Origin of the sequence: Sporosarcina ureae DSM 2281 (genome assembly GCF_000425545.1) — a bacterium.
GTDB classification, from domain to species: Bacteria; Bacillota; Bacilli; order Bacillales_A; family Planococcaceae; genus Sporosarcina; species Sporosarcina ureae.
In genome coordinates this window covers 1-26,585 of sequence record NZ_AUDQ01000004.1, presented here as the reverse complement: position 1 = coordinate 26,585, position 26,585 = coordinate 1, and the positions used below count along the sequence as shown (strand labels likewise).

Sequence of the window (26,585 nt, the reverse complement as noted above, 5' to 3'; positions counted from 1 at the left end):
ATTATATGACTAGTAGTTCGCGCATTGGAGTGTGTTCGAACAGCTTAGATACCAGTCCAATAAAATAATTAGAGTGTCATTTCAAATGATTGAAACACAGAAATTAGGGTATCATTAAACATATGAGTAATAACACTTGATAGGCTGGAACCAGTCGTCAATCCAAGTGGAATTATAGGTGTTTTAGGTGTATAGGCTCAACATTCGTGCTTATTATGAATGGCTTTAAAAAGACCGTTACCCAAGTGTGAATTTGGCATGCTGACTTGTAATGAGCAAAGGCGCAATAGACTGAACGGCTTTTAATCTGGCCGTGACCATCATTTTTCCACTGAATTTTGCGTTTATAACAAGTGCCTTAGAACAGTGATTGGTTTGACAACAACTTATTGCTTAGATATATGTAAATTTTATTTATATTTGAAAAGGATCTTTATAAGTAAACTTGAACGATGGAAAAATCTCACTTTGTGCCAAATAGCTTGAATTAGTAGTGATGGATGAAGTAAGATGAATTATTCTATAAAAAAGAGACTTGTTACTATTTTTGGAGGTGTTTCCTGTGGTAGACGACTTTGAAGCGGAAAAAGTTTTTGAAGACAGGCAGTACGAGCGAATTCAGTTTAAGCTCATCATAGAAGGTCGTAATTATAAGGGTGACTATCATGATGGTGAAATCCAATGGCTTCATCCACATCCGAAGCAAGACGTCGGTGAAGAAGAAGTAATTGCCATAGAGAACAAAGTGTTGGAATTGTTATCTGAGCAAGGGATTCGAAATGAAGCAGATGATATTGAAATCGAACGTTCGATTAGCAGAAATCAAACTCGGCCACTTCAGTTATTTAAATTAAAGATCCAGGGTGAAGAGTTTAAAGGAACATTTATTAACGGTGAAATCGAATGGTTTCATCCTAAACCAAGACGTAAACTAAAAGAAGAGCGCGTGAAAAAAATAGAAGAAGATGTTCAGAAAAAGCTCAAAGAACATCTAGAATAAAGATTTGAAACTGCGTGACTCTCACTAAAAATAAACCAATAAACTTATTTGGTTAAATGCCATCAAATTGAGGACTGTTGCCATTCACTGTGTTGTATGTTGGGCAGTTTATAACCTCAATTCGTTTGACTTTTCTGACAAGATATACCTATAATGATATACAAATGAAATAGTTGTTACCGCTAGGGGTGCTCTGTGGAGCTGAGAGAAGCATATTGCTTTAACCCTTTAACTTGAACCGGTTCATACCGGCGTAAGGAAGTGGTGCAGATGTTACGTAGCTCATTTCTGGCTCTGTGATGTCTCTCCGCCACTTCTGGTCAAGAAGTGGTTTTTTCATTTACTACGTAAAAGGGGAGAGTATACATGAAGTTCACTGAGCGCTTATTAGAAAAGACATTACCAATTTGGAGACAGAATCATAGTCATCCATTTGTCCAAGAAATTGGAAATGGTACGTTGGATGAGGAGAAGTTTCGATTTTATATGGTGCAAGACTATTTGTATTTAATCGACTACGCGAAAGTGTTTGCTGTAGGCACGATGAAGGCTACCGATGTAGAGATGATGGGGAAATTTGCGGCGTTACTTAACGGTACACTAAACACTGAAATGGATCTACATCGTAAGTATGCAGCTCGCTTTGGCATTACAGAAGAAGAACTCGAGAATGCCAAGCCGTCACCAATTGTCCTAGCGTATACGCACTATATGTTGCATGTTAGTCAAAACGGTTCTTTAGCGGAAGTAGTCGCTGCATTATTGCCGTGTGCGTGGAGCTACTGGGAGATCGGCAAAGAGCTTTCTGAGTTGCCAGGTGCGTTGGATCATCCGTTGTACGGTGACTGGATTCGCATGTATTCATCGGAAGACTTCGGGGAGTTGGCTACTTGGTGCTTAGACTTAATGGATGAAACAGCAAAAGGTAAGCCTGAATCGGAATTAGCGAAGTTAGAGGAGATTTTCCTTAATACGACTCGTTATGAGTATATGTTCTGGGACATGGCGTATACGAGACAAATGTGGCCTGGTGTGAAGGAAGAACAGACAATAAAAATTTAATATACCAGAGACATCTAACTATTTTAGTTGGATGTTTTTTTATTTAGAATTGAATGGTTATAATCAGCGCATGCTATTCTTAAAAGGAGGTGTGCGCCATCTTTGCGAAAATAGGCTTGGCACTTGGAGTTTTATTGACAAGTGGGTCGGGCACTAGTGATGCGCCAGTTGCTGCACTTAGTAAAGTGGAAGTACCGGCATACGCCAAATGGTCAAGGCTTGCTATCAAGCAAACGATGCTCAAGTATCCTCATGCAGATATCAAGGATTATTTGCATATCGCAACTGACTCAAAGAAAGTTACAAACACGGAAAAGTTCCAGCTTTGGTTAAAAGAGGAAGAACGGGAATTTGGTGTGCTAGTGACTGTCACCTATTCAGCAGAAACGGGTAAATTTATTCGCATCGATTTTCAAGAAATACCTGTTAATTAAAACAACACCCCTACGCCATATAACATGGCCTAGGGGTGTTGTTTTATTCGGGAGCTTTTTGATAAAAGAAAATGTAAGTCTTGATGTCGTTGGTGAACCACTTGTGTAGACATGCATCCGAATAGTTTAGGTGAATTGCAGACTTCTTATTTAATCGGAAAGTAAACCGCGTATCATTTCTTGCCCCGCGTCTTTAGGATAGGATCGGTATAGATGACCTGATAAGCGAACCGGATCTCCGAAAAAATACCGTTCATATTGTGTTTGTCTTGTGCCGAACGAACTCATCGTCAAATCCCAGGCCAACCGAAACAGTTGTACACGTTCTACCGCGGTTTTTGTAGCCCCTTGTAAGTACTTTGCGAGATCAGGTTGAATAGCCGAATGGAAATCTTTATCGGTGGGTAACGCAATCATTCCGCTTGCTCCGATTAGCTGAATGATCTCACTGAAACGCGGGTAGACTTTCGGGAAAACATTGCTGGCTACTTGAAGTGGTATTGCACTTGGACACATATACCCCCATTGATCAAGTGTCGCATCGGCTTCAGATTTATCTCGCAGTGCTTTCATTGTTTCGAGTCCAATAATTATTTCAGACAGTTTTTCTTGAATGTGGAGATATTCCGCTATATTAATCGTTTGAACGAGCTGCTCTGCTAAATTCAGCATGAACTCGGTTTTGACGATCTGTCTCGTAATGACTTGATGTGTGGCGAATGGATGGAACGAACTCATGGAAAAAAACTCTGAAGCTACTTCGGCATTGTGATGAAAGAATACACGCTCCCATGGGACGAGAACATTATCGAAAACCACTACAGCATCCATCTCTTCAAACCTTGAACTCAGTGGGTAATTAAATGTGGAACTCCCTCCTACAAATGATTCTCTACAAAGAAAACGCAAACCTTCTGTTCCAGAGGGAATGGAAAAGGCGAAAGCTTCATCAGGATCTCCAAGAAATGAAGGCGTGCTAAATACCAATACTTCATCTGTCACGCCGCCCTGTGTTGCAAGTAGCTTAGCTCCTTTAATGATAAGTCCTTTAGATGTCTTTCCTACAATCTTCGCAGAGACTGGTTCATCTGACATATTAAAGGCACTTTGAGATCGATTAATCTGCGGTGTAATGAAGGTGTGAGTAAAAGATAGGTCCTCTTCTCGTGCTCGTTCATACAGCGCTTGAATATGTTCGGGAAAGCAGTTTTCCTTGCCGAGCAAGTGAGGCGAAGAAGAGGCAAAGCTCATGATTACCGTATTAAGGTAATCGGGACTTCTACCAAGTAAGCCGCAAGAAAGTCTTGCCCATTCTTCTGTCATGACTCTACGATTCTGCAAATCTGTTTTGGTTTTAGGTTGTAAGTAAGAAATTCCAATTCGCTCATTTGTGACTGGTGAAGCGTATGTCATGAGAGATCTATGTGCAGGTGACAGTTGTAAATCATATAGAGAAGCCTTCGTTTCTATAAGCCCTTTAAAAGCGGGATGTTCAGAGATGGGTCCTTTCAATTGTTGCCCATCCAGCCAAATCTCCGCGTTTTGCTCATTTATTCTACGTACAAACTCCTTGCCGTTTATAGCACTCATACTATTCCCCCTGATTTTTCTAGTTGGTATAGTATATTATGACATCGTCTTGAATGATCAAAATAGTTCTCGTACTGGACAATAGTTTTGATACAATACAGAAAGAGTACATAGGGAATTTATCCGGATAAGTGAAAGGCGTGTATATAATGAATGAAGAATTGGTAATGAAGTATATCGTGGCGTGCACAAATCTATATGGGATTGTGCCTGTTGAAAAAGTGGTTGAGATCTACAATAATCAAAACAAAGAAGAGATTTCATTGGATGAAGTGGAAAGATTTTTGCAATCAGAGCAAGTGAAAGAAAAACTAGAGGAGAGCTTCGTTTATATTCAATCAAACGAATTTGTAGCAGAAGCGACTAGCGAAGAGGACGAAAAGGAAAACCTAAAACGAAATGCAGTTGGAAAGCCATATTACATACCTGGAAAAGAAGAATTACTGCGATTCATTGATGAAGAGTACTTTCAAGAAACACCAGAGCAGGTAATAGTAAAGAATATGTTAAGAGAAGACTTCGGTGATCAATTGAATGTAGAGGAAGAAGTCTCCGAACTAGTATATAATTTGCAAGTAAGTGGCGGCGACTTCATGATGGAACTTTCATTATTTGTATCGGGACTGGAACTGCCTATTAAAGAATCCGAGCGCTATATCCCTGCGATTGTTGAATTGGCGGATGCGACCAGATTATGGGAAAACCGAGGGCATACTATGAAAGAGTTACAACAACACTAATTAGTTCATTTCAATAGACAATGCTTAACTCAGCAAGATAGAATAAGGGTACATTAAACACTTTGGAGGATATCATTCATGACTTTAAAAGAATTAACTGCAAAAGAAGTGCAAGAGCAACTAGAAAGCGGTAAAGATCTCAATATCATCGATGTACGTGAAGATGACGAAGTAGCAGAAGGCATCATTCCGGGTGCACAACACATTGCACTTGGCAACCTACCCGTTGTAATGCATGACTTAAATGCTGAAACACCTTACATTCTCGTATGCCGTTCGGGCGGCAGAAGTGGCCGTGCGCAAGAGCTTATGGCAGATGAAGGATTCGATGTAACAAACATGGTGGGCGGCATGTTAGCATGGGAAGGCGAAACAAAATAATAAGCGAAACCAAAGCTGTCGTAAGAAGTGAGAAACTTCTTTCGACAGCTTTTTTGTGTATGCGTTCCACCGTAGAGTGTCGCATTTCTACCTAGTTACGTAGTGTGCGTGCACCTCTAGTGCAACGGTGTCTTCACTCTTACAAATCCCTAGCATAAGCCCATGGTACTCTTCGCTATCTCCTACTCTAAACAGCTTCTCATATGTTACGTAGACATAACCTCAAAAGTCCAAGCGTATAGTGAAAGAAAAAGGCGGTGTCTGTATGAAAAAATGGCTTGTAGCAGGGTTGCTAATAATTTTCTCGTTAGGTGGAGTGTTATACGGCGTCAAAGCATCTGATCGTGGCTTCTTTCTGCCCTCAGAACTTGGTGGGGTAAGCATCCTCATTGATCCTGGGCATGGTGGGGAAGATGGGGGTGCTTCAGCAGGTGAACTCATTGAAAAAGATATTACTTTAAACATCTCCCATGAAGTGAGTAAACTATTAAAGAAAAAAGGGGCAACTGTAGAAATGACGAGGGAGAAAAGTGGCGATGCGGTTGCGGAACATGCACCATCCGAGAAGTTTACCTCGTTGAGAAGTAGAAAGTTCGCAGACCTGAAACTACGTGAAAGCATGGCCGTCGATTCGAAGCCCGACATGTTTATCAGCGTACACGTTAACGCAATTCCAGAAGAACGCTGGAGAGGGGCACAAGTATTTTATCATCCAGGCGGCCATCCAGAGGGTAAGCAACTAGCGACGTCGATCCAAAATGAATTGCGTGATCAGTTGAAAAATACAGAGCGAGAAGCCATGAAAATCACAGGGGTCTACTTATTGAAAAAAGTACCGGTGCCAGCTGTGTTGGTAGAAACAGGCTTCCTGTCCAATCCAGAGGAAAGAAAACTATTGGCAAATAAATCATATCAGAAAAAAGTGGCTGCAGCGATTGTGGATGGAATTGTGAAATACCAACTTGCTGAAGAACAATGAAGCATATGACGTTTTAGTGAATAGGGAATATGATATACTGAAAGGGAGTGAATGAATTCAGTAAGGAGTGTTGAATGTGATTAATGAACAACAAGTCCGTGAACTGATTGGCGCATTGGAAGATCCGTTTTTACATAAAACATTGGCAGAAACGAATGGTATTGTGGGTGTAACCATTAAACCTGAAAAAGAACACGTCAGTGTTAAAATCGCGATTGCGAAAGTGAATACTGGAGAGCAATTGACGCTACAATCAAAAATAGTTGAAATGTTGAAAGAAGCAGGAGCCGACTCGGTGGGCATTCGATTTGAAGAGCTGCCTAAAGAAGTGTTAGAGCAATTCCGGGGCACAGTTACGGAAGCGGAAACACAAGATATCTTATCCCCTTTATCTAATATCGAGTTTATCTCGATTGCATCTGGTAAAGGCGGTGTAGGAAAATCTACAGTCTCTGTCAACTTAGCAGTAGCTTTAGCTAGACGCGGCAAAAAAGTTGGTTTGATTGATGCAGATATTTATGGATTCAGTGTTCCGGATATGATGGGTATTACAGCTATGCCTGAAGTTCGGGAGGATCGTATCATGCCAGTAGAACGTTTTGGTGTCAAAGTGATCTCAATGGGCTTCTTTGTTGAAGACAACGCACCTGTCGTATGGCGTGGACCTATGCTTGGGAAAGTGTTGGATCAATTCTTCCGCGACGTGGACTGGGGCGAGTTGGATTACTTGTTGCTCGACTTACCACCAGGAACAGGTGACGTGGCGCTTGATATTCACCAAATGATTCCAGCATCTAAAGAAATTGTCGTTACTACTCCACACCCAACTGCAGCATTCGTTGCAGCACGTGCAGGGGCGATGGCATTACAGACTGAACATGAGTTACTCGGTGTGATTGAAAACATGTCTTGGTTCTCATCGCAAGCAACAGGCGAGAAAGAGTATGTCTTTGGACAAGGCGGCGGTGTTCGTCTTTCTGAAGAACTTCGTACGGAATTATTAGGACAAATTCCTCTCGGCCAACCTGACTGGAACGAAACGGATTTTGCACCTTCCGTCTACGCAGAAGATCATCCGATAGGAAAAATCTATTTAGACGTTGCCGATACAGTAATTAAAAAAACAGAAAAGTAAAATGTAACAGACGAAGAAAGGATTATTTTCCTTCTTCGTCTGTTTTTTCTTCTTTAGCGTCACCCTTAGCGGATTCCTCACCAGCACCTTTTCCTGCCTTCATAATCAGTTCTTGCCACTTTGCTTGCATGAGAGGACTATTGATTGTATCCTCTATGGCCTTCTCCATTTCCTTCTTGAGCGTTGCTGAATTCACGATATTCTCCATTTGCTTCATCATGTCTGGTTGACCAAAAAACTTCTCCATTTCTTTTTGAAAAGAAGCATCTCCCATCAAATCTTTCATAATATCCGCTTGTTGCTTTTTCATGCTTTTTGCGATGGATTCAGTGAATTTAGGATCTTCAAAAGTTGTTTTCCAAAAAAGTTCTCCTTCTTTAGAAAGTAATACATTCTCAATGCTCTGCTTGACTTCGGGCTGTTCAAGTACTAATAACTCCCTGAACTCAGGATCAGTCATCAATTTACGGAGTGCTTTTTTTCCGTCTTCCGTTTGGATTGCATCCGTCATCATCTTTTTCATCTCATCATAGCTTGGCGCCGCCTGATGACCTCCGCTGCAACCCGTAAGGAATAGAAGGAATAGAAATAGAACTGCAAATTTTTTCATTCCACTCAACCTTCCACTTGTATTTTCATTTATTGTTCACAATATAAGAAGGAATATGCATGAATCGTTCAATGAAATAGATTTTTTTGTCGATCGTTGATACACTAGGATGGACATGATAAAAAGGGGAACAGTACTGTGACAATACGAAATTGGGTTAAATTTTTCTTACGCGCAATGGCAATTGGCGGAGCAATTACAGCGGTTGTCGGTCTAATTGTACGTTGGGATTTTTTCTATGGATACTTACAGGCAGGCGAGATATGGCAATTTCTTGGTGCTTTTTTATGGATGATTTTCTTAGGATTTACAATGAGTGTGATTGCGCAGATGGGCTTCTTCGCCTACTTAACCGTCCATCAGTTCGGCGTGAATATGTTCCGTACGCTAACATTATGGAATTGGGTGCAAATGCTGATCATAGTAGTGGTACTGTTTGATTTAGTCTTTTTCCGTTTTCAATTAACGAAAGAAGATACAAGTCGTACATTTTTGTATATTTTCTTACTCATCACCTTAATTGCAGTATCAGTAGTGACAGCGTACTTTAAAGCACAGTGGACAAAAAAACATGCATTAATTTCAGCATTATTTTTCATGATTGTCATCACGACGCTTGAATGGTTACCGGCACTAATGGTCACTTCAGGTAACAAAGATGAATGGGTAACTATTCTTTTATTTCCGCTTCTCGCAGTGAATGCGTATCAGTTATTAATATTGCCTAAATACAACAAACAATCCGATGTTGATAAAGAAAAGCTGGATCAACGCAGAACGGAAAGAAAAAATGCGAAGAAACAAGCGGGTAAATCCAAAAAAAACTGACAGGAGATTTTTCTCCCGTCAGTTTTTTTATTGTGGAATTTTTTTTGTTTTTACAGTTGACCGAAATAACAGGTCCTCTACGGATTGAAAAGTACGGCTGGCAATTAATCGCTGAATCTCAGCTGTAGCTACGTGTTCGTTACGGGCATATGGAACGGCAATAATTTCACCCTTAGAAGCTTTCGGTAATGCGCCGCCAGACCACTGAACGGTAGATCCAAGGGCGTTGATTTCTGCTTCGCTTAATTTTTGCAGCAGCGCTAAGGGGAATTCTTCATCTGTCGTACGGAACCAAAGAGGTCGCTTGCTAAACAATTCTTCAAACGTTTGAAGTTGCTCGCTCAACAGGTTTGGATCGTTTTCATAATGTTGACCCTCTGTACCGAGTAATGCGACAGGTAGAGAACGCTGTTTAATTTGCTCTGTAATATGAGGGAAGCGTGAAGCCCAGTCACTATCGATAAATAATAAAGGATAGGGCTGCGACAATTTCTCGAGAAGTTCCTCCACTTCTTTATCACCGAATGAAATATTGATGGTCAATGCCGAACCTTGTGTACCTTTCACTATCACTGCAGGTTGTTCGGTCAATCGGAAAACCGCCTTCAAGGTAGAAGAAGGCTTGGCCAATTGAGGGATAAAAGCTAAGAATAGTGCAGTCAATACAAGAAGGAAGAGAAGTTTTTTTATCATGCCAATCTCCTTAACTATGTGAAGTCTAAACTATTGTATGAAAAACCCTTGACGTATATGACTAAGCCCACTATAATTAAAAAAGCTTGAGTGATTTAAAAGTATTTGTTGCAGAGAGTTAGCAAACATGCTATAATGGATTTTGTCGTCAAACGTACTACATATAATATTATTCCGCAGTAGCTCAGTGGTAGAGCAATCGGCTGTTAACCGATCGGTCGTAAGTTCGAGTCTTACCTGCGGAGCCATTTTTTATGCTTCCATAGCTCAGCAGGTAGAGTGCTTCCATGGTAAGGAAGAAGTCGCCGGTTCGAGTCCGGCTGGAAGCTCCATGAACACTTTTATGGCCCCTTGGTCAAGCGGTTAAGACACCGCCCTTTCACGGCGGTATCACGGGTTCGAATCCCGTAGGGGTCACCATTTAAAGTTTTGAAGAAAAACAGCAATGCGAAGCTTATCGCAATTTTAACACGGTGGGGTAGCGAAGTGGCTAAACGCGGCGGACTGTAAATCCGCTCCCTCCGGGTTCGGCGGTTCGAATCCGTCCCCCACCACCATGTTTGTTTTACCTTTAGAAAAGACTAACCAGCTATTCGTTGGGGTATAGCCAAGCGGTAAGGCAACGGACTTTGACTCCGTCACTCGTTGGTTCGAATCCAGCTACCCCAGCCATTTTACTAACGTACGTACAATTCTATATTTAAAATATCCAAACCTTTTATTTTTTAAAAAATAGAGGGTTTTTTTGTTGAATAAAATACTTAAACATATAGAACAATTTGAATAATCATGTATAATAATTTGTAACACATATGGGTATTTAATCTTGTATGCATGACGAAAAATAACCAGATATAGGGATTGTGATATAGCTATGCAAGAATTTCTAAACGGCATGAATGCACTTGTTGAGTCTAGTAGTGAAAAAGAATTGCAAAAGGTTCTTAGTGATATTGCCTATACATTAGAACAGGCAGCTATCGTCGCAATCACCGACTCAAAAGGAACGATTCAATATGCCAACGAACACTTCGAAAAAATTTCAAAATACTCAAGAGAAGAATTAATTGGTGCTAATCAACGCATTGTCAACTCGGGTCATCATGATGCAGCATTCTTTAAAGAGATGTGGGCAACGATTGGGGCGGGCAAGACTTGGCGTGGCGATATATGTAATCGTGCCAAGGATGGAACAACTTACTGGGTAGACACAACGATCGTCGCATTTTTAAATCATAAAGGAAAAGCCTATCAATATATCGCAATTCGCTATGACATTTCCGAGAGAAAGAAAATGGAACTAGAAATCCGAAAAAATGCAGATCTTTACGAAATTATTACAGATAATGCATCTGACTATATTGCCGTCATTGATCGGCACGGGAAGTTTTACTATGTTTCACCATCCTTTCAGAAGCTTCTTGGGCATTCAGTGGACGAACTACATTCCAATTCATTCTATTCATATATTTATAAGCAAAATCGCCAAGAGGTAGAAAAGAAAATTTTGCAATTTGGGAGATATCAGTACCAAGCACTCAATTTGGAGTATCCTTTTTTAGATAGTAAAAATAGATTACACTTCATGGAGGCAAAGATTGATGAAGTGAGGGAATCAGTTGAATATGAAGACAAACTACTAGTCGTCATGCGTGATGTCACAGAACGTGTGAAATCAGACGAGAAAATCAAATACCTTGTCTACAATGACCCATTGACTTCCTTGATGAATCGAAATTCATTTAGGGAACAGATGGCGCTAGCATTTGAAAGAGCACGTACCAGCAAGCAAATATTTGCTCTCGTTCATATTAATATTGATCGACTACGCTATGCAAATGATTTACTTGGGCATGAAGCAGGAGACTATTTATTGGCGATGGTTGGAGAAAGGCTGAAAAAGAGAACAGGTCCTGAAAGCCTGTTAGCCCGTATTGCAGGAGATGAATTTGCCTTCATCATACCTGGATTGCTAGACGCAGAAGCGTTTTATAATCATGCGGAAGATATTCGTACTTTCTTAGAACAACCTATCCAAGTTGGAAAACAAACCTATACATTGTCTATAAGTTGTGGTGTTTCTATGTACCCTGAACACGCGAAACACCCTTCTGATTTGATCACTAAAGCCACATTGGCGTTAAGTAAGGTCAAGTTACGTGGTGGCGGGGATACTGTACTGTACAAGCCCGGTACTTCAAAGATGTCGTTAGAGCGAATTTTATTGGAAAATGAATTACGTAAAAGTGTGCAACAACAACACTTTTATCTTGAGTATCAGCCGAAAGTGTTACTGGATACTGGCGAATTGACAGGCGTAGAAGCGCTTGTACGTTGGAATCATCCAGATTTAGGAGTGATTCCTCCTAATAAATTCATTCCGCTAGCAGAGGAAACGAAAATTATCGTACCGCTAGGTGAATGGATTTTACGTGAAGTGTGTAAGCGTGCAGAGATAGAGGTGGCAGCTGGTGAAACCTGCCGATTCGCTGTAAATGTCTCCACAGTCCAAATGAAAGAAGAGGGCTTTGTTGACACTGTCTTGAATATTATTAAAGAATACCATGTACCACCTCAGATGCTAGAGTTGGAACTGACGGAAAGTTCATTTATCGATACGGAAGGGATGAAAGAATCCATTCAAAGACTTCGAAGTGAAGGTATTACTGTTGCGATTGACGACTTCGGAACCGGTTATAGTACGTTTAGTTATATTAAAGAACTCCCAGCCGATACGTTGAAAATTGATATGGCATTTGTGAGGGATGTATTGGAAAATGAGAACAGTCAAGCTATTATCAAAGCAATTGTAACTCTTGCTGAGACCGCAGGGTTGAACGTAGTGGCAGAAGGAATAGAATTACCAGAGCAGGCAAAAATGCTCTACAACTTAGGGTGCCGCGAAGGTCAGGGCTATTATTATGGTCGGCCCATGTCACTAGAAAACGCGAAAGAGATAAGAGAATACGGTTCTACTTAAAAATATAAATATCAGGTGGGAGGATTAATTATGCGCGAACTAGACATTTCTTTAATCGGAGTGCCCGTAGATCTTGGTCAGAGCCGACGTGGAGTGGATATGGGGCCAAGTGCAATTCGATATGCAGGAGCGATAGAGCGTCTGAAAGCATTAGGTCATCACGTAACAGATGAAGGGAATATTTCTGTTTCTCCTGTTCACAATTTATCTTGCAATGAAGCGGGATTGAAGAACTTAACAGAGGTGACAGAAGCGACCGAAGAGCTTGCTGCGACAGTTTCGGCTATTGTAAAGAACAAGAAGTTTCCGTTAGTGCTTGGCGGAGACCATAGTATTGCAATAGGCACACTAGCAGGGTTGGCGGAACACTATACAAATCTTGGTGTTATTTGGTACGATGCGCATGCAGATATGAATACAAGCGAAACCTCTCCGTCAGGAAATATCCACGGTATGCCACTCGCGGTCAGCATGGGGCTGGGACATGAGCAATTAGTGAATGTGCATAATAAAGGAGCGAAAATCAATCCTGAAAACGTGGTAATTATCGGAGCACGCTCAGTGGATCCTGGTGAACGACAATTGATTAAAGAAAAAGGCATAAAAGTGTTTACTATGCATGAAATTGATTGTTATGGTATGTCAGCAGTGATACAGCAAACGCTTAACTATTTTGCCTCAAGACAAGTAGATGGTGTTCATTTGTCATTAGACTTGGACGGGTTGGATCCGTTGTATACCCCAGGAGTTGGAACACCGGTACCAGGTGGGATCACCTACCGTGAAAGTCATCTGGCGATGGAATTGCTAGAAGATGCAAATGTCATTACATCCGCGGAGTTCGTTGAGGTAAACCCTATTCTGGATGAGTACAATAAGACGGCTGATGTGGCAGTTGGCCTGATGGGTTCATTATTCGGTGAAAAACTACTATGATTTGTCGAAGTGATTAAAGCCTGCCGGTTTTGATCACTTTTTTCTATTAAGGAAATTACTACCACAGATACCTGAAATAATGATAAAGTAGAGATGGACATAATAAATAAAAAAAGTGAAACTAAATGAAGTTTCTAACGTATATAAAGGGACAGCCGCATAGGAGCGGAGAGTGAAGCCTATTGGACGAATTAATTAACAAACGAGTAAAAGAAGTTTTACATGGTAATCAGGAAGCTTTTGAGGAAATCGTCATCCATTTTCAGCACCGTCTATATCAAGTATGTTACCGAATGTTGAACAATGCAGCAGAGGCGGAAGATATTGCTCAAGAAGCCTTTGTGCGAGCCTATGTAAACTTGGAAACCTATGATCAAAAGCGAAAATTTTCTACTTGGTTGTACCGTATTGCGACCAATTTATGTATTGACCGCATTCGTAAGAAAAAACCTGATTACTACTTGGATGCTACGGTGCCAGGGACGGAAGGCTTGGATATGTATTCGCAAATCGCAACGGATCATCAGTTACCGGAAGAAGAAGTAGAGAAGATGGAAATGAAAGATCGTGTTCAATACGAAGTAAACAGGCTGCCCGATAAATACCGTACAATTATTATTTTGCGATATATGGAAGACCTACAGTTGCAGGAAATCGCCGATATTTTGGAGATGCCACTTGGTACGGTAAAAACACGAGTGCATCGAGGAAGAGAAGCGCTTCGACAACAAATGGGTAGTATGTAGGAGGTTGGATTCATGGAAAAATGTCCTAAACATGTTGTCCATTATATGCATGCGTTTTTAGATGGTGAAATCACCAATGAAGAAGAGCAGATTATGAACGAACATCTGAAGTTATGTGAAGAGTGTAGAGAAATATTTGAGGAACTAGAGCAAACTGTTACTTTATTTAAGGGTGTCGATGTAGTGGAAGCGCCCGCTGGATTTGTTGATGGCGTGACGGCAAGATTGCCGAAACAGATGATCAAGAAAGGTCCGAATAAGTGGTTTCGTCAGCATCCATTTATGGTGGCGGCTGCGATGTTTTTACTACTGATGAGTGCATCTTTTTTCTCGAGTTTTGAAAATGAACAGCAGTTTTCATTTACGAAACAGCCTAATATAGTTGTTGAAGGGGAAACGGTGGTTGTACCGGCAGGCGAAACGGTTGTAGGAGACTTAGTCGTGAAGAATGGGGACCTTCGAATTGAAGGGGAAGTGGATGGCAATGTCACAGTCATTAAAGGTTCCAAGTATATGGCTTCAACGGCGGTTATAACGGGATCAAGTGAAGAAATCAATGAGATCTTTGATTGGCTGTGGTATAAGATGAAATCTGTTGCAAAAGATATTATTCCTGCGTCGAAGGAACAAAAGCTTGAAAATGAATGACGAAATAGATTGTAAAGTGATGCGGCTTCCGAGCTTACGCATCACTTTTTTTGATTTACATTCAGATGTTCAATACCTTTTAGTTGGGCATGTTAGTTGGGAATTATGTTATACTAGATGTATAAGAACTTTTTTAAAAGGTAGGGGAAGCACATGCCGGGTTTGGAGCAAGTAACAACATTAGCACCAATAGAAATACTGAAAAATATTGTGGATGTGCTTCTTGTTTGGTTCGTACTCTATAAATTAATTACTATTATTAAAGGAACAAAAGCTGTTCAATTATTGAAAGGTATTTTTGTGATTTTAATCGGTCGCTATATTACGGAATGGCTCGGCTTGAAGACCCTCCAATGGATGATGGAGGAAGTACTTCGATTCGGTTTTTTGGCTGCAATTATCATATTCCAGCCTGAATTACGTAGAGCATTGGAGCAACTAGGACGGGGGAGGCTTTTTGCGCGGACTGCTATGCAGGAGGAAGAAGAACGTGACCGCTTGATTGAGGCATTTGTCAAATCCGTTAGCTATATGGCGAAGCGACGAATTGGTGCGTTGATCACAATTGAGAAAGAAACAGGTCTTAGTGAATATATCGAAACAGGTACCCCTATGAATTCACATATTACTTCCGAACTTCTTATCAATATTTTCATTCCAAACACACCACTGCATGACGGTGCAGTCATTGTGACGAAAAACCGTATTGCTGCTGCGGGTTGTTATTTACCATTGTCGGAAAGTGCATTTATTTCCAAAGAGCTCGGTACACGACATCGTGCTGCGCTTGGTATCAGTGAGGTCACTGATTCGGTAACCATCATTGTTTCAGAAGAAACCGGTGCCATCAGTCTAGCTGTAGAAGGGGAAATCAATCGTAAATTAGATATCGAGGAGTTCGAAAAACTATTACGTATTTCCTGGTTCGGTAACACAACAGGACAAACAGATACTTCTCTATGGAAGTGGGGGAAGAGAAAAAATGGATAAATTCATGGATAGCCCCTGGTTTTTACGACTGACTGCTCTTTTTTTAGCCATTATGCTGTTTTTATCAGTAAAAGCTGAGGATCAATCTAGTCGTAATACAATAGGCGATATGTTTGATCTCATGCAAGATGTACCTGTGGAAGTATATTACGATACGGAGAATTTGGTAGTAACCGGCGTACCTGACATGGTTAATATGACAATTGAAGGGCCGGCCCAAATTGTACAGACTACTAAGTTGTTAAAGGATTTCACATTGAAATTGGATTTGCAAAATTTGACACTTGGTGAACATAATGTACGTATACAAGCAGAAAATTTATCAGATAAACTGGACGTTCGACTTGACCCTGCAACAGTGACTATTAACATTGAGGAAAAGGTAACTCAATCATTTCGTGTTGATCCAGAGATGAATACTAGATTGCTAGCAGAAGGCTATGAAGTGAAAAGCATGGGAGTCCAACCCTCCTCGATTAATGTTACAGGTGCGAAAAGTGTTGTGGATGCAATTAGTTTCGTAAAAGTTTCTATTACAAGTGACGGTAGCCTAGATAAACCTTTTGAGCAAAAATCTCGTGTTCGCGTATTGGATCGCGACTTGAATAAGCTCTCCGTTGCATTGGATCCGGAAGAAGTCACGGTCAAAGTGGATGTTCAGGAATATAGTCGTGAAATTCCGTTGAAGTTGCAACAAAAGGGTCAATCACCGACTGGAATAACTATTGAAAGTGCTGTACCCGAGAGTCAATCAGTCCGCATTCACGGACCAAAGAGTACAGTGGATGCAATCAAAGAAATTCCAGTAGAACTGGATATCACTAAAATAACTAAATCCGGAAAAGTGGAAGTAGATGTAAAGAAACCTGAAGGAATTACTAAAGTGACACCTGCCAAATTAAAAGTTCAGGTGAAAGTTTCAGGTGAAACTTCTAACGTATCGAAAAAGACGGATGATAGTAAAGAATCGTAAAGCTCGTACCAAACGTGATCTACAAAGATCAGATTGAAAGGAAGAATACAACATGACACAGTATTTCGGAACAGATGGCGTCAGAGGTGTAGCGAACAAGGAACTTACACCTGAACTGGCATTTAAATTAGGCAGAATCGGTGGATATTTATTCACTAATGATACAGAAGAAAAAGCAGAAGTGCTAGTGGGAAGAGATACACGGATTTCTGGTTTAATGCTTGAAAATGCTTTAATAGCAGGCCTATTATCTGTTGGTGTGGAAGTTATGAAGTTAGGCGTAATTAGTACACCAGGCGTAGCCTATTTAACACGTGTCATGAACGCGCAAGCAGGCGTTATGATTTCAGCATCACATAATCCGGTTGAGGATAATGGAATTAAGTTCTTCGGAGATACCGGCTTTAAATTAACTGATGCACAAGAAGAGGAATTTGAAAAACTATTAAATGCAGAAGAAGATACATTACCCCGTCCGGTAGGTGGAAGTGTTGGAACCATTACGGAATACTTCGAAGGCGGTCAAAAGTATATTCAATACCTGAAACAAATTGTCGATGAGGACTTCGAAAATATCCATGTAGCGCTCGATTGCGCACATGGAGCGACTTCAGTCTTGGCAACCCATGTATTTGCAGATTTGGATGCAGACTTGACTACAATGGGTGCTTCTCCAAACGGCTTGAATATCAATGATGGCGTCGGATCTACACATCCTGAAACACTTGCAGCACTTGTAGTAGAAAAGAGTGCAGATATCGGTCTAGCATTTGATGGTGATGGCGATCGTCTTATCGCAGTTGATGAAAAAGGAAATATTGTTGACGGTGACCAAATCATGTTCATCGTAGCTCGATATTTACATAGCAAAGGCAGATTAAAATCAGATACTATTGTCTCTACTGTGATGAGTAATCTGGGCTTCTATAAAGCGCTAGAGGAGTTTGGCATGAAGAGTGTTCAAACAGCTGTAGGTGATCGGTACGTTGTAGAAGAGATGCGTAAGAATCATTATAATCTTGGTGGTGAGCAATCAGGCCACATTATCTTCATGGATTACAATACAACGGGTGATGGCTTACTGACGGCATTGCAACTTGTTAATATCATGCAGCAAACTGGTAAAAAATTATCGGAATTGGCTAGTGAAATGAAAGTGTATCCACAGAAACTAATTAATATTCGGGTAATGGATAAATATGCGGTCATGGATAATATGCGTATTGTCGGAGTTATTAACGAGGTAGAGAAAGAAATGAACGGTCAGGGAAGAGTACTAGTGCGTCCTTCGGGTACGGAGCCTCTTGTCCGCGTAATGGTCGAATCTGAAACAGAAGCACAGTGTGCAGACTATGCAGAACGGATTTCACAAGTAGTAAAAGAAGAAATGGGTCTAGAGTAAATATGCGTTTGAGCTGGTAATAGGAAACTCTATATTACCAGCTCTTTTTTTATAGAAGTAGAATACCGGGGAATCAGAAGTACAGGCCGAGCTGGGAATGCTTTCGCTGAACGGAGAGGAAAACAGTGAGTCAAAAAAAATATCAAAATATGCTCGCACAACGAACAGAGAATATCTTTGAAGAGTGGAAAGCGCGTGGTAGTTTAACGGAAAGAGAGTTATATTATTTTCTTCATAAATTGAAGGGAACGTCCGGGACAATTGGATTACAACAGTTGTCTCTTTTTTGCACGTCACAGTTAGAGATTCTGACGTCTTCCAACGATCAGAAAATACCCGTTTCTTCATTAGAAAATTTGAAGAATCGTATTCGTTCGCATTTTGATAATACCGTTGCTGTGAAAAAAGCAGAATTTCAATTGCCTGATCGCTACGTCAATCGCCTTGATCAGGAAACGTTCATTCTAATTATTGATCAAGACTTAGAGTTCGTATCCTATTTAAAAGAGCTGCTTGAGAAGCTTGGAGCTCAAGTAATTATTTCATTGAATGGGAAGCGTGGAATTGAACAGTTTTACTCTATGAGACCAAGTATTGTGATCATAGATGCAAAATTGCCTGATATGACAGGCTTTGAAGTGTTGGATCAAATCGCAGAACCCGCGCGACAAAAAAATACGACTTTAGCCATCTCGAGTGAAGAAGTAACAAAAGAAATGCTAATTGAAACGTATCGTAGAGGCGCTATGGATTTGATACCTAAACCTTTTGATATGGATGTCTTTTTTCCTTATTTGTTCAATCGGCAAATGCGACAGCATGCGGTCAGTAGCAGTATGATTACAGATAGTTTGACGGGTGTTGGGAATCGACGCTACTTTGATGAGACGATTAATACATTGGCGAAAAAAGCCGATCAATCTGAAGCGGTTTTTTCGCTGGTCATAATAGACTTGGATCACTTTAAACAAGTAAATGATCTGTATGGACATCCTGCAGGCGATGAAGTATTGCAGAGTTTTGGCAAAATCATTAAAGAAGAAAAGTTCGAAGGTAATTATGTATTCCGTTATGGCGGGGAAGAGTTTGCTTTATTATTTGATAACATCAAAGCAGAAGATACTGTGCATGCTGTTGAGCTAATTCGAGAAAAGTTCAATGACGCAATATTCACTTCAGGTGAAGGGACGTTTCAGGTGACCTTCTCGGCAGGCAGTGCGACATATGAAGGGAATACTGCCAACTTGATATCTGCTGCTGATCAGGCTCTTTATGAAGCAAAGCGTTCAGGGCGAAATCAAACTGTGATTTACGACCAGAGAAAACGAGTAGTAAAGAGAAAGTTGATCGTCATTATCGTTGACGACGACTCATTCATCAGGCAAATCCTTCAGCAAACGTTGCTGGAATTAACATCTTCGGATATTGATATTACAGTGAAGACATATGCTGACGGCCCTTCGTTTCTTGAAGATGACTGGTATAGCCCTGACGCCTATTTCATAGTACTACTTGATGGTGTCATGCCAAAAATGGACGGTCTTGAAGTATTAAGTCGATTAAAGAGTGACCATGCCAAAACAAACGTCACGGTATCCATGATGACAGCTAGAAAAAGTGCGAATGATATTAAGGCGGCACTCTGGCTTGGAGCAGACGACTATATAATTAAGCCATTCCAACCTTCAGAAGTCCTCGGAAGAATCGATAAATTAGCTAACCGGTTATTTGATAAAAGAGATTAGAAGGAGATGCCCACTTTGACACATGTAGGAAAAAAAGTGTTAGTTGTAGATGATGAAGATATTTTGCGCATGTTGCTCACAGACACTTTGGAATTTGAAGGATTTCAAGTGGAAGAGGCTGAAGACGGGGTAGAAGCTTTGGGAAAAATTCAAAGCCATCCATATGACGCCATTCTTTTGGATTATATGATGCCACGTATGACCGGTTTGGAATTATTAGAGCATCTACAACCGTTAAAACTAACAACACCTATCATTATGCTCACTGCGAAAGCGCAGCAAGCAGATCAGGATCTTGCTTTAGCTAAAGGGGCCTCTTATTTCGTACCCAAACCATTTAGTCCAAATGAACTAGCTGAATTAGTTAAATCATTATTTTAATTACTGTGCATATCTATAAAAAACAGAACGTCCTCTCCATTATGGAAAGGACGTTCTATTTAGTCGTTCTCTGGATATAAAATTAGTCCATCCGACCGTTCTATAGTCTCCATGATAATGGATGATAAATCGCTGAGAGGGTAAGGTTTCGTCAAAAATTCACTGACATGAAACTTTTCCATTAGTAACGGTTCTTTTTCCAATGAAGAGGATATAACAATAGGAATTGATTCAGTTTGAGTATGATTTTTCATTTGGCTAATCAGATCCCAACCATTTTCACCTTCGTCTAACATTAGATCAACGACGACTGCGGTAGGTCGCCTTTTTTCTATACAGGCAAATGCTTTGTTCACCTTGGAATGATGAATGACTGAAAAACCATTGCTTGCTAGCTCTCCACCAAGTAATAATGAAATATTCACATTATCTTCTACTATCACGACCAAAGGTTTATTGGAGTCAATTTTTTCTGTTGGTAATTGCTGTTTTAAAGGAAGAGCAAAGAAAATAGTCGTCCCTACATTTTCTTCGGAATCTACCCAAATTTGTCCATTATGGTGGTGGAGAATCTCTTTACAAATAGATAGACCGAGACCTGTACCACCAATTTTTCTACTGTAACTATTATCGAATCTATAGAATTTTTCAAATAGATGTCCAATAGTATCTGAAGGAATTCCAATGCCTTCATCCGCTATGGAAACGGTAACTGCGTCCTGTTGATTTAACAGAGTGATATTCACGCTTCCGCCGTCAGGAGAAAACTTAATGGCATTTCCGATTAAATTCATGAATACTTGCAAAATACGATCATAGTCGGCTCTGATTATAGATGAATAAGTCAGATCTTGCACGTTTATCGTATGGCGAGGTGATTGAATCAATAAATTAGCCACAGCCTTTTCAGCCACTTCACTGATCGATATATCGTCTACTGTGTACGATTGACGACCAGATTCCATCCGCTGAAGATCTAAGAAGTCATTAATGAGCGCAGTTAGTCGGTTTGCTTCGCTATGAATAGTCTCAAGATAACGTTTCTTGCGTGTATCATCCATATCTTTATTTAGTAAAAGCTCAGAGAATCCGACGATACTCGATAAAGGTGTTCGTAATTCGTGACTGACAGTCGAAACCAATTCTGTTTTCATTTTATTGACTTCGTGCTCATGAGTTATATCACGGTGTACGAAGATCGTACCGACTTTTTCATCTTGAATAATAATTGGGACACTATACACATTCATGACTCGAGATTCGTTAGAAGGTAATGAAAGTATATATTGGTTATTAATGAACTCCGTAGCTTCGGATTGGTTTGCCTCATCAAGAAATACTTTGTATTGAACCGGATCATCGATTTGCTTTAGGAAAACCTCCGTCCACTCTTCTCGAGACCATATCTTGTGTTCCGTTTCAGGTTTCATGCCAAGTAAATCGAATAAGGCTGCATTATACTTATCATTCTCATCTCTATTTGAGACGAAACGAATGCCTTCATTGATGCTATCCAGGATGTTTTGATTCAACTGACGTTCATGACTAATGAGTTCGTATTGCTCAATTCGGTCCACCGCAATGGCAATTCGCTTAAGTAAACCATATAAATCTTTTTGGTCGTCTTCCGTAAATGGCCTACCGATACGCGAGAGGACGGAAACGACGCTTAATTCGTTTGCGACATTATAGACACCTGTCACAAAATCATAGACATATGTAATATTGTCGGCTATGCCTTTTTCATATTCCGCTTCTCGTTTGATAATGAAATAGGGCTCCGTTTCAAGTCTGGTTTTTATATATTCTAACCGTTCTCGTTTAATTTCATCAAAAAACTCTTGTGAAATTCCCTTTAATGTATGAATTCCGCTTCTAGGAAGCCAAAGAAAACCCAAGTCGGATTGATAGATTTGATTTAAATAGTCAGAAGTTTGGTCGCATACTTCTTGCTTATCGAGTGAGAATGATAAGATATGACTCAAACCATTGTAACGTTCCAAACGAATACGTGAAAATCGAGCTTCCGATAAAGCGAATTCCATCTTAGTCTGGCGACTGAATAATTCATCTTGCTGTGTAATTAATTCTTCATTTTGGGAGAGGAGTTCCTGTTCATTCATTTGAATGCGTTCCATCATTTTATGAATGGATTGCGAGAGTGCACCGATTTCATTCTTCCTCTGAATAGGTTGGAATAGCACGGTACCTTCTGTTTCATACTGATCTGCCGCACGCGTAATATCTTCTATTGGCTTAACCACACGGTGAATAACGTTCCAAATCATATAGATTGGAATAAGCAAGAAGATGAAGCCAAATATGGTGATGATCAAAAAGAAATTTTTAGTTTGTTGCATCGTATAATCATCTGCATTTCTTTGCTTATCCTTTGAAGAATTTTCGTATTCACTGGCATATTTAATGAAGCTATTAACGGTTAGGTTGGTACCACTATTTGCTAAGTTCCGTAAGCCATCATAATCATTTTCTTCAACAAATTGAATGGCTTTTGGGAGGGTGACATTTTCGTATTCCGTTAAGAAGTTATCGATTTCGGCAATGATTTGTTGTTCTTCTACATTTAGATGAAACGATTTAAATTCCTTGGAATGAGCATGAATGTCTTCGAGTGCTTGATAAGCATAGTTTAGTTCTTCCTCTATTTGAAAAGCATAGTAACCACGGATCCGAAAGAATAGATCTTGGATCGAATCGGATATTTCTTCCACTAGTTTTGACTTTGTATAAGCGTCTTGCTGTTGATCTTCTAGTTCATCCCAAGAGTTACTAGCATAGAAATACATACTAGCCATTCCGACAATCGTGATGACTATTGAAACGACAAATACTTTTATGTATTGTTGGCGAATTCCTTTTTTCTGCACGATCCGATTGCCCCTTCCACTATCTCATCTACTTCTATTCTACCATTTGCCCCGACTCTATACGTATAGAATTTTCAGTTAAGAAATTATATCTTTGAGATAAGATAGGAAGAAATTATTACGTATGAATACTAGCCAAAATAAATCGGGTTTCAAGTGAAGAGTATAGTAATCAGTGGAAAAAGAAAAAGACAAGCCGATAAATGATAGGCTTGTCCTCTAGTAAGAAATTTGCACATTTACTCAAAAATATATTTCAGAGCTAAGACTGCTTGATCTACCGATTCTACGGTAACATGTGCTTTGCGGGATAGTTCTTTTAGTGGATGATGATGATTTTCCTGACGGATCAGAATAAGTGGTTTCCCGAAAGCGACTGCTGCGCTGGCGTCCATCGCGGTATTCCACTGTTTGTACTGTTCGCCAAATAACGCCATAACGACATCTGATTTTTTCATTAAAATTTCCGTTCGTAAGTTATTAAGGCTAGAAGCTGCGGCATCTTTAAATATTTTATCCGGTTGTTCGCCTAGAATTTCTTCCCCGATATTGTCTGAGCGGTCATGGTCTTCCATGGGTCCGACAAAGTCCACAGGTAATTGTAAATCCTTTGCTTGTTGTTTGATCTCATCTCGCCAAGATGTGTGAATTTCCCCAGCTAAGTATACTGTTAATCGCATGAAAACCCCTCCTAGTTTGATAGCCTTTATTGTATCATGCATTATTCCTTCCTTCATCAGATGTACTTGAAGAGAAAGAGTTCATGAATATGGTACACTAAATAAAAACGAGGAGAGTTGAGTATATGAATGGACAGAATAGAGCAGATGTAAAACCTGGATTACGAGTAGCCGTTATTTTAAAGAAAGATCAGCGAAGCGGCATGAAAACAGAAGGTGTCGTAAAAGATTTATTGACCAATTCCAGTTTTCATCCGCACGGGATTAAAGTACGGCTTGAGGATGGACAAGTAGGGCGCGTAGCAGAAATATTAGAGTAATACAAAAGAGAGGGGAGTACCCTCTCTTTTGTATATAAGATTATTCTCCATCGCGATACGTTACAGCTGTACCGGTTGCGATACACATCATCATACCTTCACGTACCATTTCGAAATCTAAGTCTACACCGATGACAGCGTTCGCCCCCATAACACTCGCTTTCTGGGACATTTCATCAAGTGCTGTTTGACGTGCTTCAGTTAGTTTGCTTTCATAAGCAGCACTGCGGCCGCCTACAATATCGGTGACAGATGCAAAAATATCCCGTACGATATTTGCTCCCATAATGGTTTCCCCTGATACAATCCCGTGATACGTTTCAATTGTTCGGCCTTGCAACATGTTAGTTGTCGTGTGTAACATTTGATCTCCCCCTTTGGTTTGTATCTATACGTTAGGAAGGAGAGAATGGTTTCAAAATATATGTAACATGTGGAAATAAAACATTTTTGTTTTCTATGTCAAATGAAGTAATTTCCCGGGGAATTGTATCGAAAAAATAGTTATATTCTACGAGTCTCGAAATAAAGGTTCAAAGCGCGCTACCTATCAGGTAGTATGAGTACATAGATAGAAAAAAGGAGATGATTGTATGACAGAACAAATGTATCAGCTTATTTCCATAATCGTTTACATGGCGGCTATGCTGTTCATTGGTTGGTATGCGTTCAAACGTACATCGAACCTGACGGATTATATGCTTGGTGGACGTTCGCTCGGGCCGGCTGTTACAGCACTAAGTGCCGGAGCGTCCGATATGTCCGGTTGGCTGTTGATGGGACTGCCGGGTGCAATTTATTTAAGTGGATTAGGTGAAGCATGGCTCGCGATTGGCTTGACGGTAGGTGCTTATTTGAACTGGTTGTTTGTGGCGCCGCGTTTACGTGTCTACACACAAGTTTCGAATAACTCCATCACGATTCCGAGTTTCCTTGAGAATAGATTAAAAGATACTTCTCGTTTATTGCGGGTGGCTTCAGGTATCATTATTTTATCATTCTTCACGTTCTACGTATCCTCAGGTATGGTAGCAGGTGGGAAGTTCTTTCAAAGTTCATTCGGGTTAGAATATCATACAGGGCTCATCATTGTATCAGTAGTAGTGTTAGCGTATACATTGTTCGGTGGATTTTTGGCAGTAAGTTATACCGATTTCATCCAAGGATTGATTATGTTTTTAGCACTGATTTTAGTGCCTTCATTTGGTATTTTCATAACAGGTGGATTTTCAGAAACTGCAGCGAGTATAAGAGAAGTCGATCCTTCGCTCTTTAACTTTGTATCAGGTGTGAGTGTGGTAGGAATCATTTCCTCACTGGCATGGGGACTGGGTTACTTCGGCCAGCCGCATATTATCGTCCGCTTTATGGCGATCAGCTCTGTTAAAGAGACGAAAAGTGCCAGACGGATCGGTATTGGCTGGATGTTACTGAGTTTAATAGGTGCGATTGCTACTGCATTAATCGGTGTCGCGTATTTTCAGCAAAACGGCGCGGACTTGGCAGATCCGGAAACGGTCTTTATCGTTCTCGGACAGATCATCTTCCATCCGTTGATTGCAGGCATCATGCTAGCAGCTGTATTGGCAGCTATTATGAGTACGATATCTTCTCAATTGATCGTGACATCATCTGCTTTGATTGAAGACTTATATAAAGCAGTTTTCAAAACAGACGCTTCGGATAGTCGCTATGTATTTTTAGGCCGCCTAGCCGTTCTGCTCGTGACGATTGTCGCCATGGTGCTGGCTTGGCCAAATAAAGAATCTGTCTTAAAATTAGTTTCATTCGCTTGGGCAGGTTTTGGTGGAGCATTCGGTCCCATTATTCTCTTGTCATTATACTGGAGAAAGTTAACGGCTAAAGGTGCACTATACGGTATGATCGCTGGTGCCATTACAGTCGGTGTTTGGGGTAACGTCAAGTTCTTATCGAGTTCACTATATGAAATCGTCCCAGGGTTCGCGATTTGTCTCCTTGTTGCGGTTGTAGTAAGTAAAGCAACGTATAAACACAACCCCATTATTGAAAAAGAATTCGATGAAACAATGGAGTTGCTTGAAGAAGAAAAGTAAACAAAAAGAGCGATCCTGTAGACTGACCTAGCGATATGAGACACATATAAAACACCATGATTAGGCTGCTTTGACACCATATTTTATCGGTGTCAGGTAGCCTAATTTTTCTTGGATACGTTCTTCATTATAATAATTTAAATAGGCAATTACTCGTTCAACTACAATATTATTGCGTAATGAATTAAATTTAACGTATTGAAATTCTTCAGATTTCAGACTCGAATGAAATGATTCAATCACCGCATTGTCCCAACAGTTTCCTCGACGTGACATGCTGCCGATCAGGTCGTTATCCTTGATATAGGCTTGATACGCGTATGACGTATACACACTCCCTTGATCCGAATGTATAATCACTCCTGTGGG

26 protein-coding genes, 5 tRNA genes and 1 riboswitch are annotated in these 26,585 nt (G+C 40.4%); of the genes, 24 read left to right on the top strand and 7 right to left on the bottom strand.

Annotation, left to right across the window (positions count from 1 at the left end):
- The first annotated feature begins 562 nt into the window (after positions 1-562).
- The 3 genes from H605_RS0105190 to H605_RS0105180 all read left to right on the top strand — a co-directional run bounded on the left by H605_RS0105190 (position 563) and on the right by H605_RS0105180 (position 2,496).
- Complete coding sequence (locus H605_RS0105190) at positions 563-1,000, top strand: YheE family protein (protein WP_232321189.1); 438 nt, start codon at positions 563-565, stop codon at positions 998-1,000.
- 174 nt (positions 1,001-1,174) lie between these two features.
- A riboswitch (TPP riboswitch) is annotated at positions 1,175-1,277 on the top strand.
- An 89-nt stretch (positions 1,278-1,366) separates the two neighbouring features.
- The gene (tenA, locus tag H605_RS0105185; protein WP_029053239.1) at positions 1,367-2,062 is read left to right on the top strand and encodes a thiaminase II; all 696 of its coding nucleotides are present in this window, start codon (positions 1,367-1,369) and stop codon (positions 2,060-2,062) included.
- A gap of 116 nt (positions 2,063-2,178) precedes the next feature.
- Positions 2,179-2,496 (top strand): DUF3889 domain-containing protein, encoded by a 318-nt coding sequence (locus tag H605_RS0105180; protein WP_198040308.1) that lies wholly within the window; start codon positions 2,179-2,181, stop codon positions 2,494-2,496.
- Positions 2,497-2,646: 150 nt separating this feature from the next.
- Here the strand turns inward: H605_RS0105180 and hpaB are convergent, their stop codons facing one another.
- Positions 2,647-4,086 carry a 4-hydroxyphenylacetate 3-monooxygenase, oxygenase component gene (gene hpaB, locus H605_RS0105175; RefSeq protein ID WP_029053237.1) on the bottom strand — a complete coding sequence of 480 codons (1,440 nt, stop codon included), beginning with the start codon at positions 4,084-4,086 and terminating at the stop codon, positions 2,647-2,649.
- Positions 4,087-4,235: 149 nt separating this feature from the next.
- Here hpaB and H605_RS0105170 point away from each other — a divergent pair, with 149 nt between their 5' ends.
- The 4 genes from H605_RS0105170 (at position 4,236) to H605_RS0105155 (ending at position 7,321) form a co-directional block, all read left to right on the top strand.
- Entirely contained in the window at positions 4,236-4,826 is a 591-nt protein-coding gene (locus H605_RS0105170) for a hypothetical protein (RefSeq protein WP_029053236.1), read from the top strand.
- Between the two features lie 78 nt (positions 4,827-4,904).
- On the top strand, positions 4,905-5,207 hold the full coding sequence (locus H605_RS0105165) for a rhodanese-like domain-containing protein (RefSeq protein WP_029053235.1): 303 nt from the start codon (positions 4,905-4,907) through the stop codon (positions 5,205-5,207).
- Between the two features lie 265 nt (positions 5,208-5,472).
- Positions 5,473-6,186 (top strand): N-acetylmuramoyl-L-alanine amidase, encoded by a 714-nt coding sequence (locus tag H605_RS0105160; RefSeq protein ID WP_029053234.1) that lies wholly within the window; start codon positions 5,473-5,475, stop codon positions 6,184-6,186.
- A gap of 76 nt (positions 6,187-6,262) precedes the next feature.
- The gene (locus tag H605_RS0105155; RefSeq protein WP_029053233.1) at positions 6,263-7,321 is read left to right on the top strand and encodes an Mrp/NBP35 family ATP-binding protein; all 1,059 of its coding nucleotides are present in this window, start codon (positions 6,263-6,265) and stop codon (positions 7,319-7,321) included.
- A 22-nt stretch (positions 7,322-7,343) separates the two neighbouring features.
- On the opposite strand, the gene gerD is transcribed toward H605_RS0105155, so the two are convergent.
- On the bottom strand, positions 7,344-7,931 hold the full coding sequence (gerD, locus tag H605_RS0105150; RefSeq protein WP_029053232.1) for a spore germination lipoprotein GerD: 588 nt from the start codon (positions 7,929-7,931) through the stop codon (positions 7,344-7,346).
- Between the two features lie 138 nt (positions 7,932-8,069).
- Here gerD and H605_RS0105145 point away from each other — a divergent pair, with 138 nt between their 5' ends.
- A complete protein-coding gene (locus H605_RS0105145; protein WP_037561623.1) occupies positions 8,070-8,759 on the top strand; it encodes a KinB-signaling pathway activation protein in 690 nt (229 codons plus the stop codon).
- A gap of 27 nt (positions 8,760-8,786) precedes the next feature.
- Here H605_RS0105145 and H605_RS0105140 read toward each other — a convergent pair whose 3' ends face one another.
- The gene (locus H605_RS0105140) at positions 8,787-9,452 is read right to left on the bottom strand and encodes a polysaccharide deacetylase family protein (protein WP_029053230.1); all 666 of its coding nucleotides are present in this window, start codon (positions 9,450-9,452) and stop codon (positions 8,787-8,789) included.
- Positions 9,453-9,625: 173 nt separating this feature from the next.
- On the opposite strand from H605_RS0105140, the gene H605_RS0105135 reads away from it, so the two are divergent.
- From H605_RS0105135 to H605_RS0105070, 14 genes are all read left to right on the top strand, one after another.
- Positions 9,626-9,700: transfer RNA gene (locus tag H605_RS0105135), tRNA-Asn, on the top strand.
- 8 nt (positions 9,701-9,708) lie between these two features.
- Positions 9,709-9,784 (top strand) — tRNA-Thr (locus tag H605_RS0105130).
- Positions 9,785-9,797: 13 nt separating this feature from the next.
- Positions 9,798-9,872: transfer RNA gene (locus H605_RS0105125), tRNA-Glu, on the top strand.
- 52 nt (positions 9,873-9,924) lie between these two features.
- Positions 9,925-10,009 (top strand) — tRNA-Tyr (locus H605_RS0105120).
- Between the two features lie 40 nt (positions 10,010-10,049).
- Positions 10,050-10,124: transfer RNA gene (locus H605_RS0105115), tRNA-Gln, on the top strand.
- A 202-nt stretch (positions 10,125-10,326) separates the two neighbouring features.
- Entirely contained in the window at positions 10,327-12,432 is a 2,106-nt protein-coding gene (locus H605_RS17410; RefSeq protein WP_081657856.1) for a sensor domain-containing protein, read from the top strand.
- Between the two features lie 30 nt (positions 12,433-12,462).
- A complete protein-coding gene (gene rocF / locus H605_RS0105105; RefSeq protein ID WP_029053229.1) occupies positions 12,463-13,368 on the top strand; it encodes an arginase in 906 nt (301 codons plus the stop codon).
- Positions 13,369-13,550: 182 nt separating this feature from the next.
- Positions 13,551-14,114 (top strand): RNA polymerase sigma factor SigW, encoded by a 564-nt coding sequence (gene sigW, locus H605_RS0105100; RefSeq protein ID WP_029053228.1) that lies wholly within the window; start codon positions 13,551-13,553, stop codon positions 14,112-14,114.
- 12 nt (positions 14,115-14,126) lie between these two features.
- Positions 14,127-14,762 carry an anti-sigma factor family protein gene (locus H605_RS0105095; RefSeq protein ID WP_029053227.1) on the top strand — a complete coding sequence of 212 codons (636 nt, stop codon included), beginning with the start codon at positions 14,127-14,129 and terminating at the stop codon, positions 14,760-14,762.
- A 153-nt stretch (positions 14,763-14,915) separates the two neighbouring features.
- Positions 14,916-15,752: a diadenylate cyclase CdaA gene (cdaA, locus tag H605_RS0105090; RefSeq protein ID WP_029053226.1), complete on the top strand. Its 837-nt coding sequence runs from the start codon at positions 14,916-14,918 to the stop codon at positions 15,750-15,752.
- Positions 15,745-16,725 carry a CdaR family protein gene (locus H605_RS0105085; RefSeq protein WP_029053225.1) on the top strand — a complete coding sequence of 327 codons (981 nt, stop codon included), beginning with the start codon at positions 15,745-15,747 and terminating at the stop codon, positions 16,723-16,725. The genes cdaA and H605_RS0105085 overlap by 8 nt, the downstream gene beginning before the upstream one ends.
- Before the next feature lie 52 nt (positions 16,726-16,777).
- Entirely contained in the window at positions 16,778-18,127 is a 1,350-nt protein-coding gene (glmM, locus tag H605_RS0105080) for a phosphoglucosamine mutase (protein WP_029053224.1), read from the top strand.
- A 125-nt stretch (positions 18,128-18,252) separates the two neighbouring features.
- A complete protein-coding gene (locus tag H605_RS0105075; RefSeq protein ID WP_029053223.1) occupies positions 18,253-19,872 on the top strand; it encodes a diguanylate cyclase in 1,620 nt (539 codons plus the stop codon).
- 15 nt (positions 19,873-19,887) lie between these two features.
- Entirely contained in the window at positions 19,888-20,253 is a 366-nt protein-coding gene (locus H605_RS0105070; protein ID WP_029053222.1) for a response regulator transcription factor, read from the top strand.
- A gap of 59 nt (positions 20,254-20,312) precedes the next feature.
- On the opposite strand, the gene H605_RS0105065 is transcribed toward H605_RS0105070, so the two are convergent.
- Together H605_RS0105065 and H605_RS0105060 are read right to left on the bottom strand one after the other, a co-directional pair.
- The gene (locus H605_RS0105065) at positions 20,313-23,141 is read right to left on the bottom strand and encodes an ATP-binding protein (protein ID WP_051210471.1); all 2,829 of its coding nucleotides are present in this window, start codon (positions 23,139-23,141) and stop codon (positions 20,313-20,315) included.
- A 239-nt stretch (positions 23,142-23,380) separates the two neighbouring features.
- Complete coding sequence (locus H605_RS0105060; protein ID WP_029053220.1) at positions 23,381-23,821, bottom strand: YtoQ family protein; 441 nt, start codon at positions 23,819-23,821, stop codon at positions 23,381-23,383.
- Between the two features lie 125 nt (positions 23,822-23,946).
- Here H605_RS0105060 and H605_RS0105055 point away from each other — a divergent pair, with 125 nt between their 5' ends.
- The gene (locus H605_RS0105055) at positions 23,947-24,141 is read left to right on the top strand and encodes a YwbE family protein (protein ID WP_029053219.1); all 195 of its coding nucleotides are present in this window, start codon (positions 23,947-23,949) and stop codon (positions 24,139-24,141) included.
- 40 nt (positions 24,142-24,181) lie between these two features.
- On the opposite strand, the gene H605_RS0105050 is transcribed toward H605_RS0105055, so the two are convergent.
- On the bottom strand, positions 24,182-24,505 hold the full coding sequence (locus H605_RS0105050; protein WP_029053218.1) for a YbjQ family protein: 324 nt from the start codon (positions 24,503-24,505) through the stop codon (positions 24,182-24,184).
- A gap of 229 nt (positions 24,506-24,734) precedes the next feature.
- On the opposite strand from H605_RS0105050, the gene putP reads away from it, so the two are divergent.
- Positions 24,735-26,216, top strand: coding sequence for a sodium/proline symporter PutP (putP, locus tag H605_RS0105045; RefSeq protein ID WP_029053217.1), 1,482 nt, complete (start codon positions 24,735-24,737; stop codon positions 26,214-26,216).
- A gap of 60 nt (positions 26,217-26,276) precedes the next feature.
- On the opposite strand, the gene H605_RS0105040 is transcribed toward putP, so the two are convergent.
- Positions 26,277-26,492, bottom strand: a complete 216-nt coding sequence (locus tag H605_RS0105040; protein WP_476715112.1) for an integrase core domain-containing protein — start codon at positions 26,490-26,492, stop codon at positions 26,277-26,279.
- Positions 26,493-26,585 lie beyond the last annotated feature (93 nt).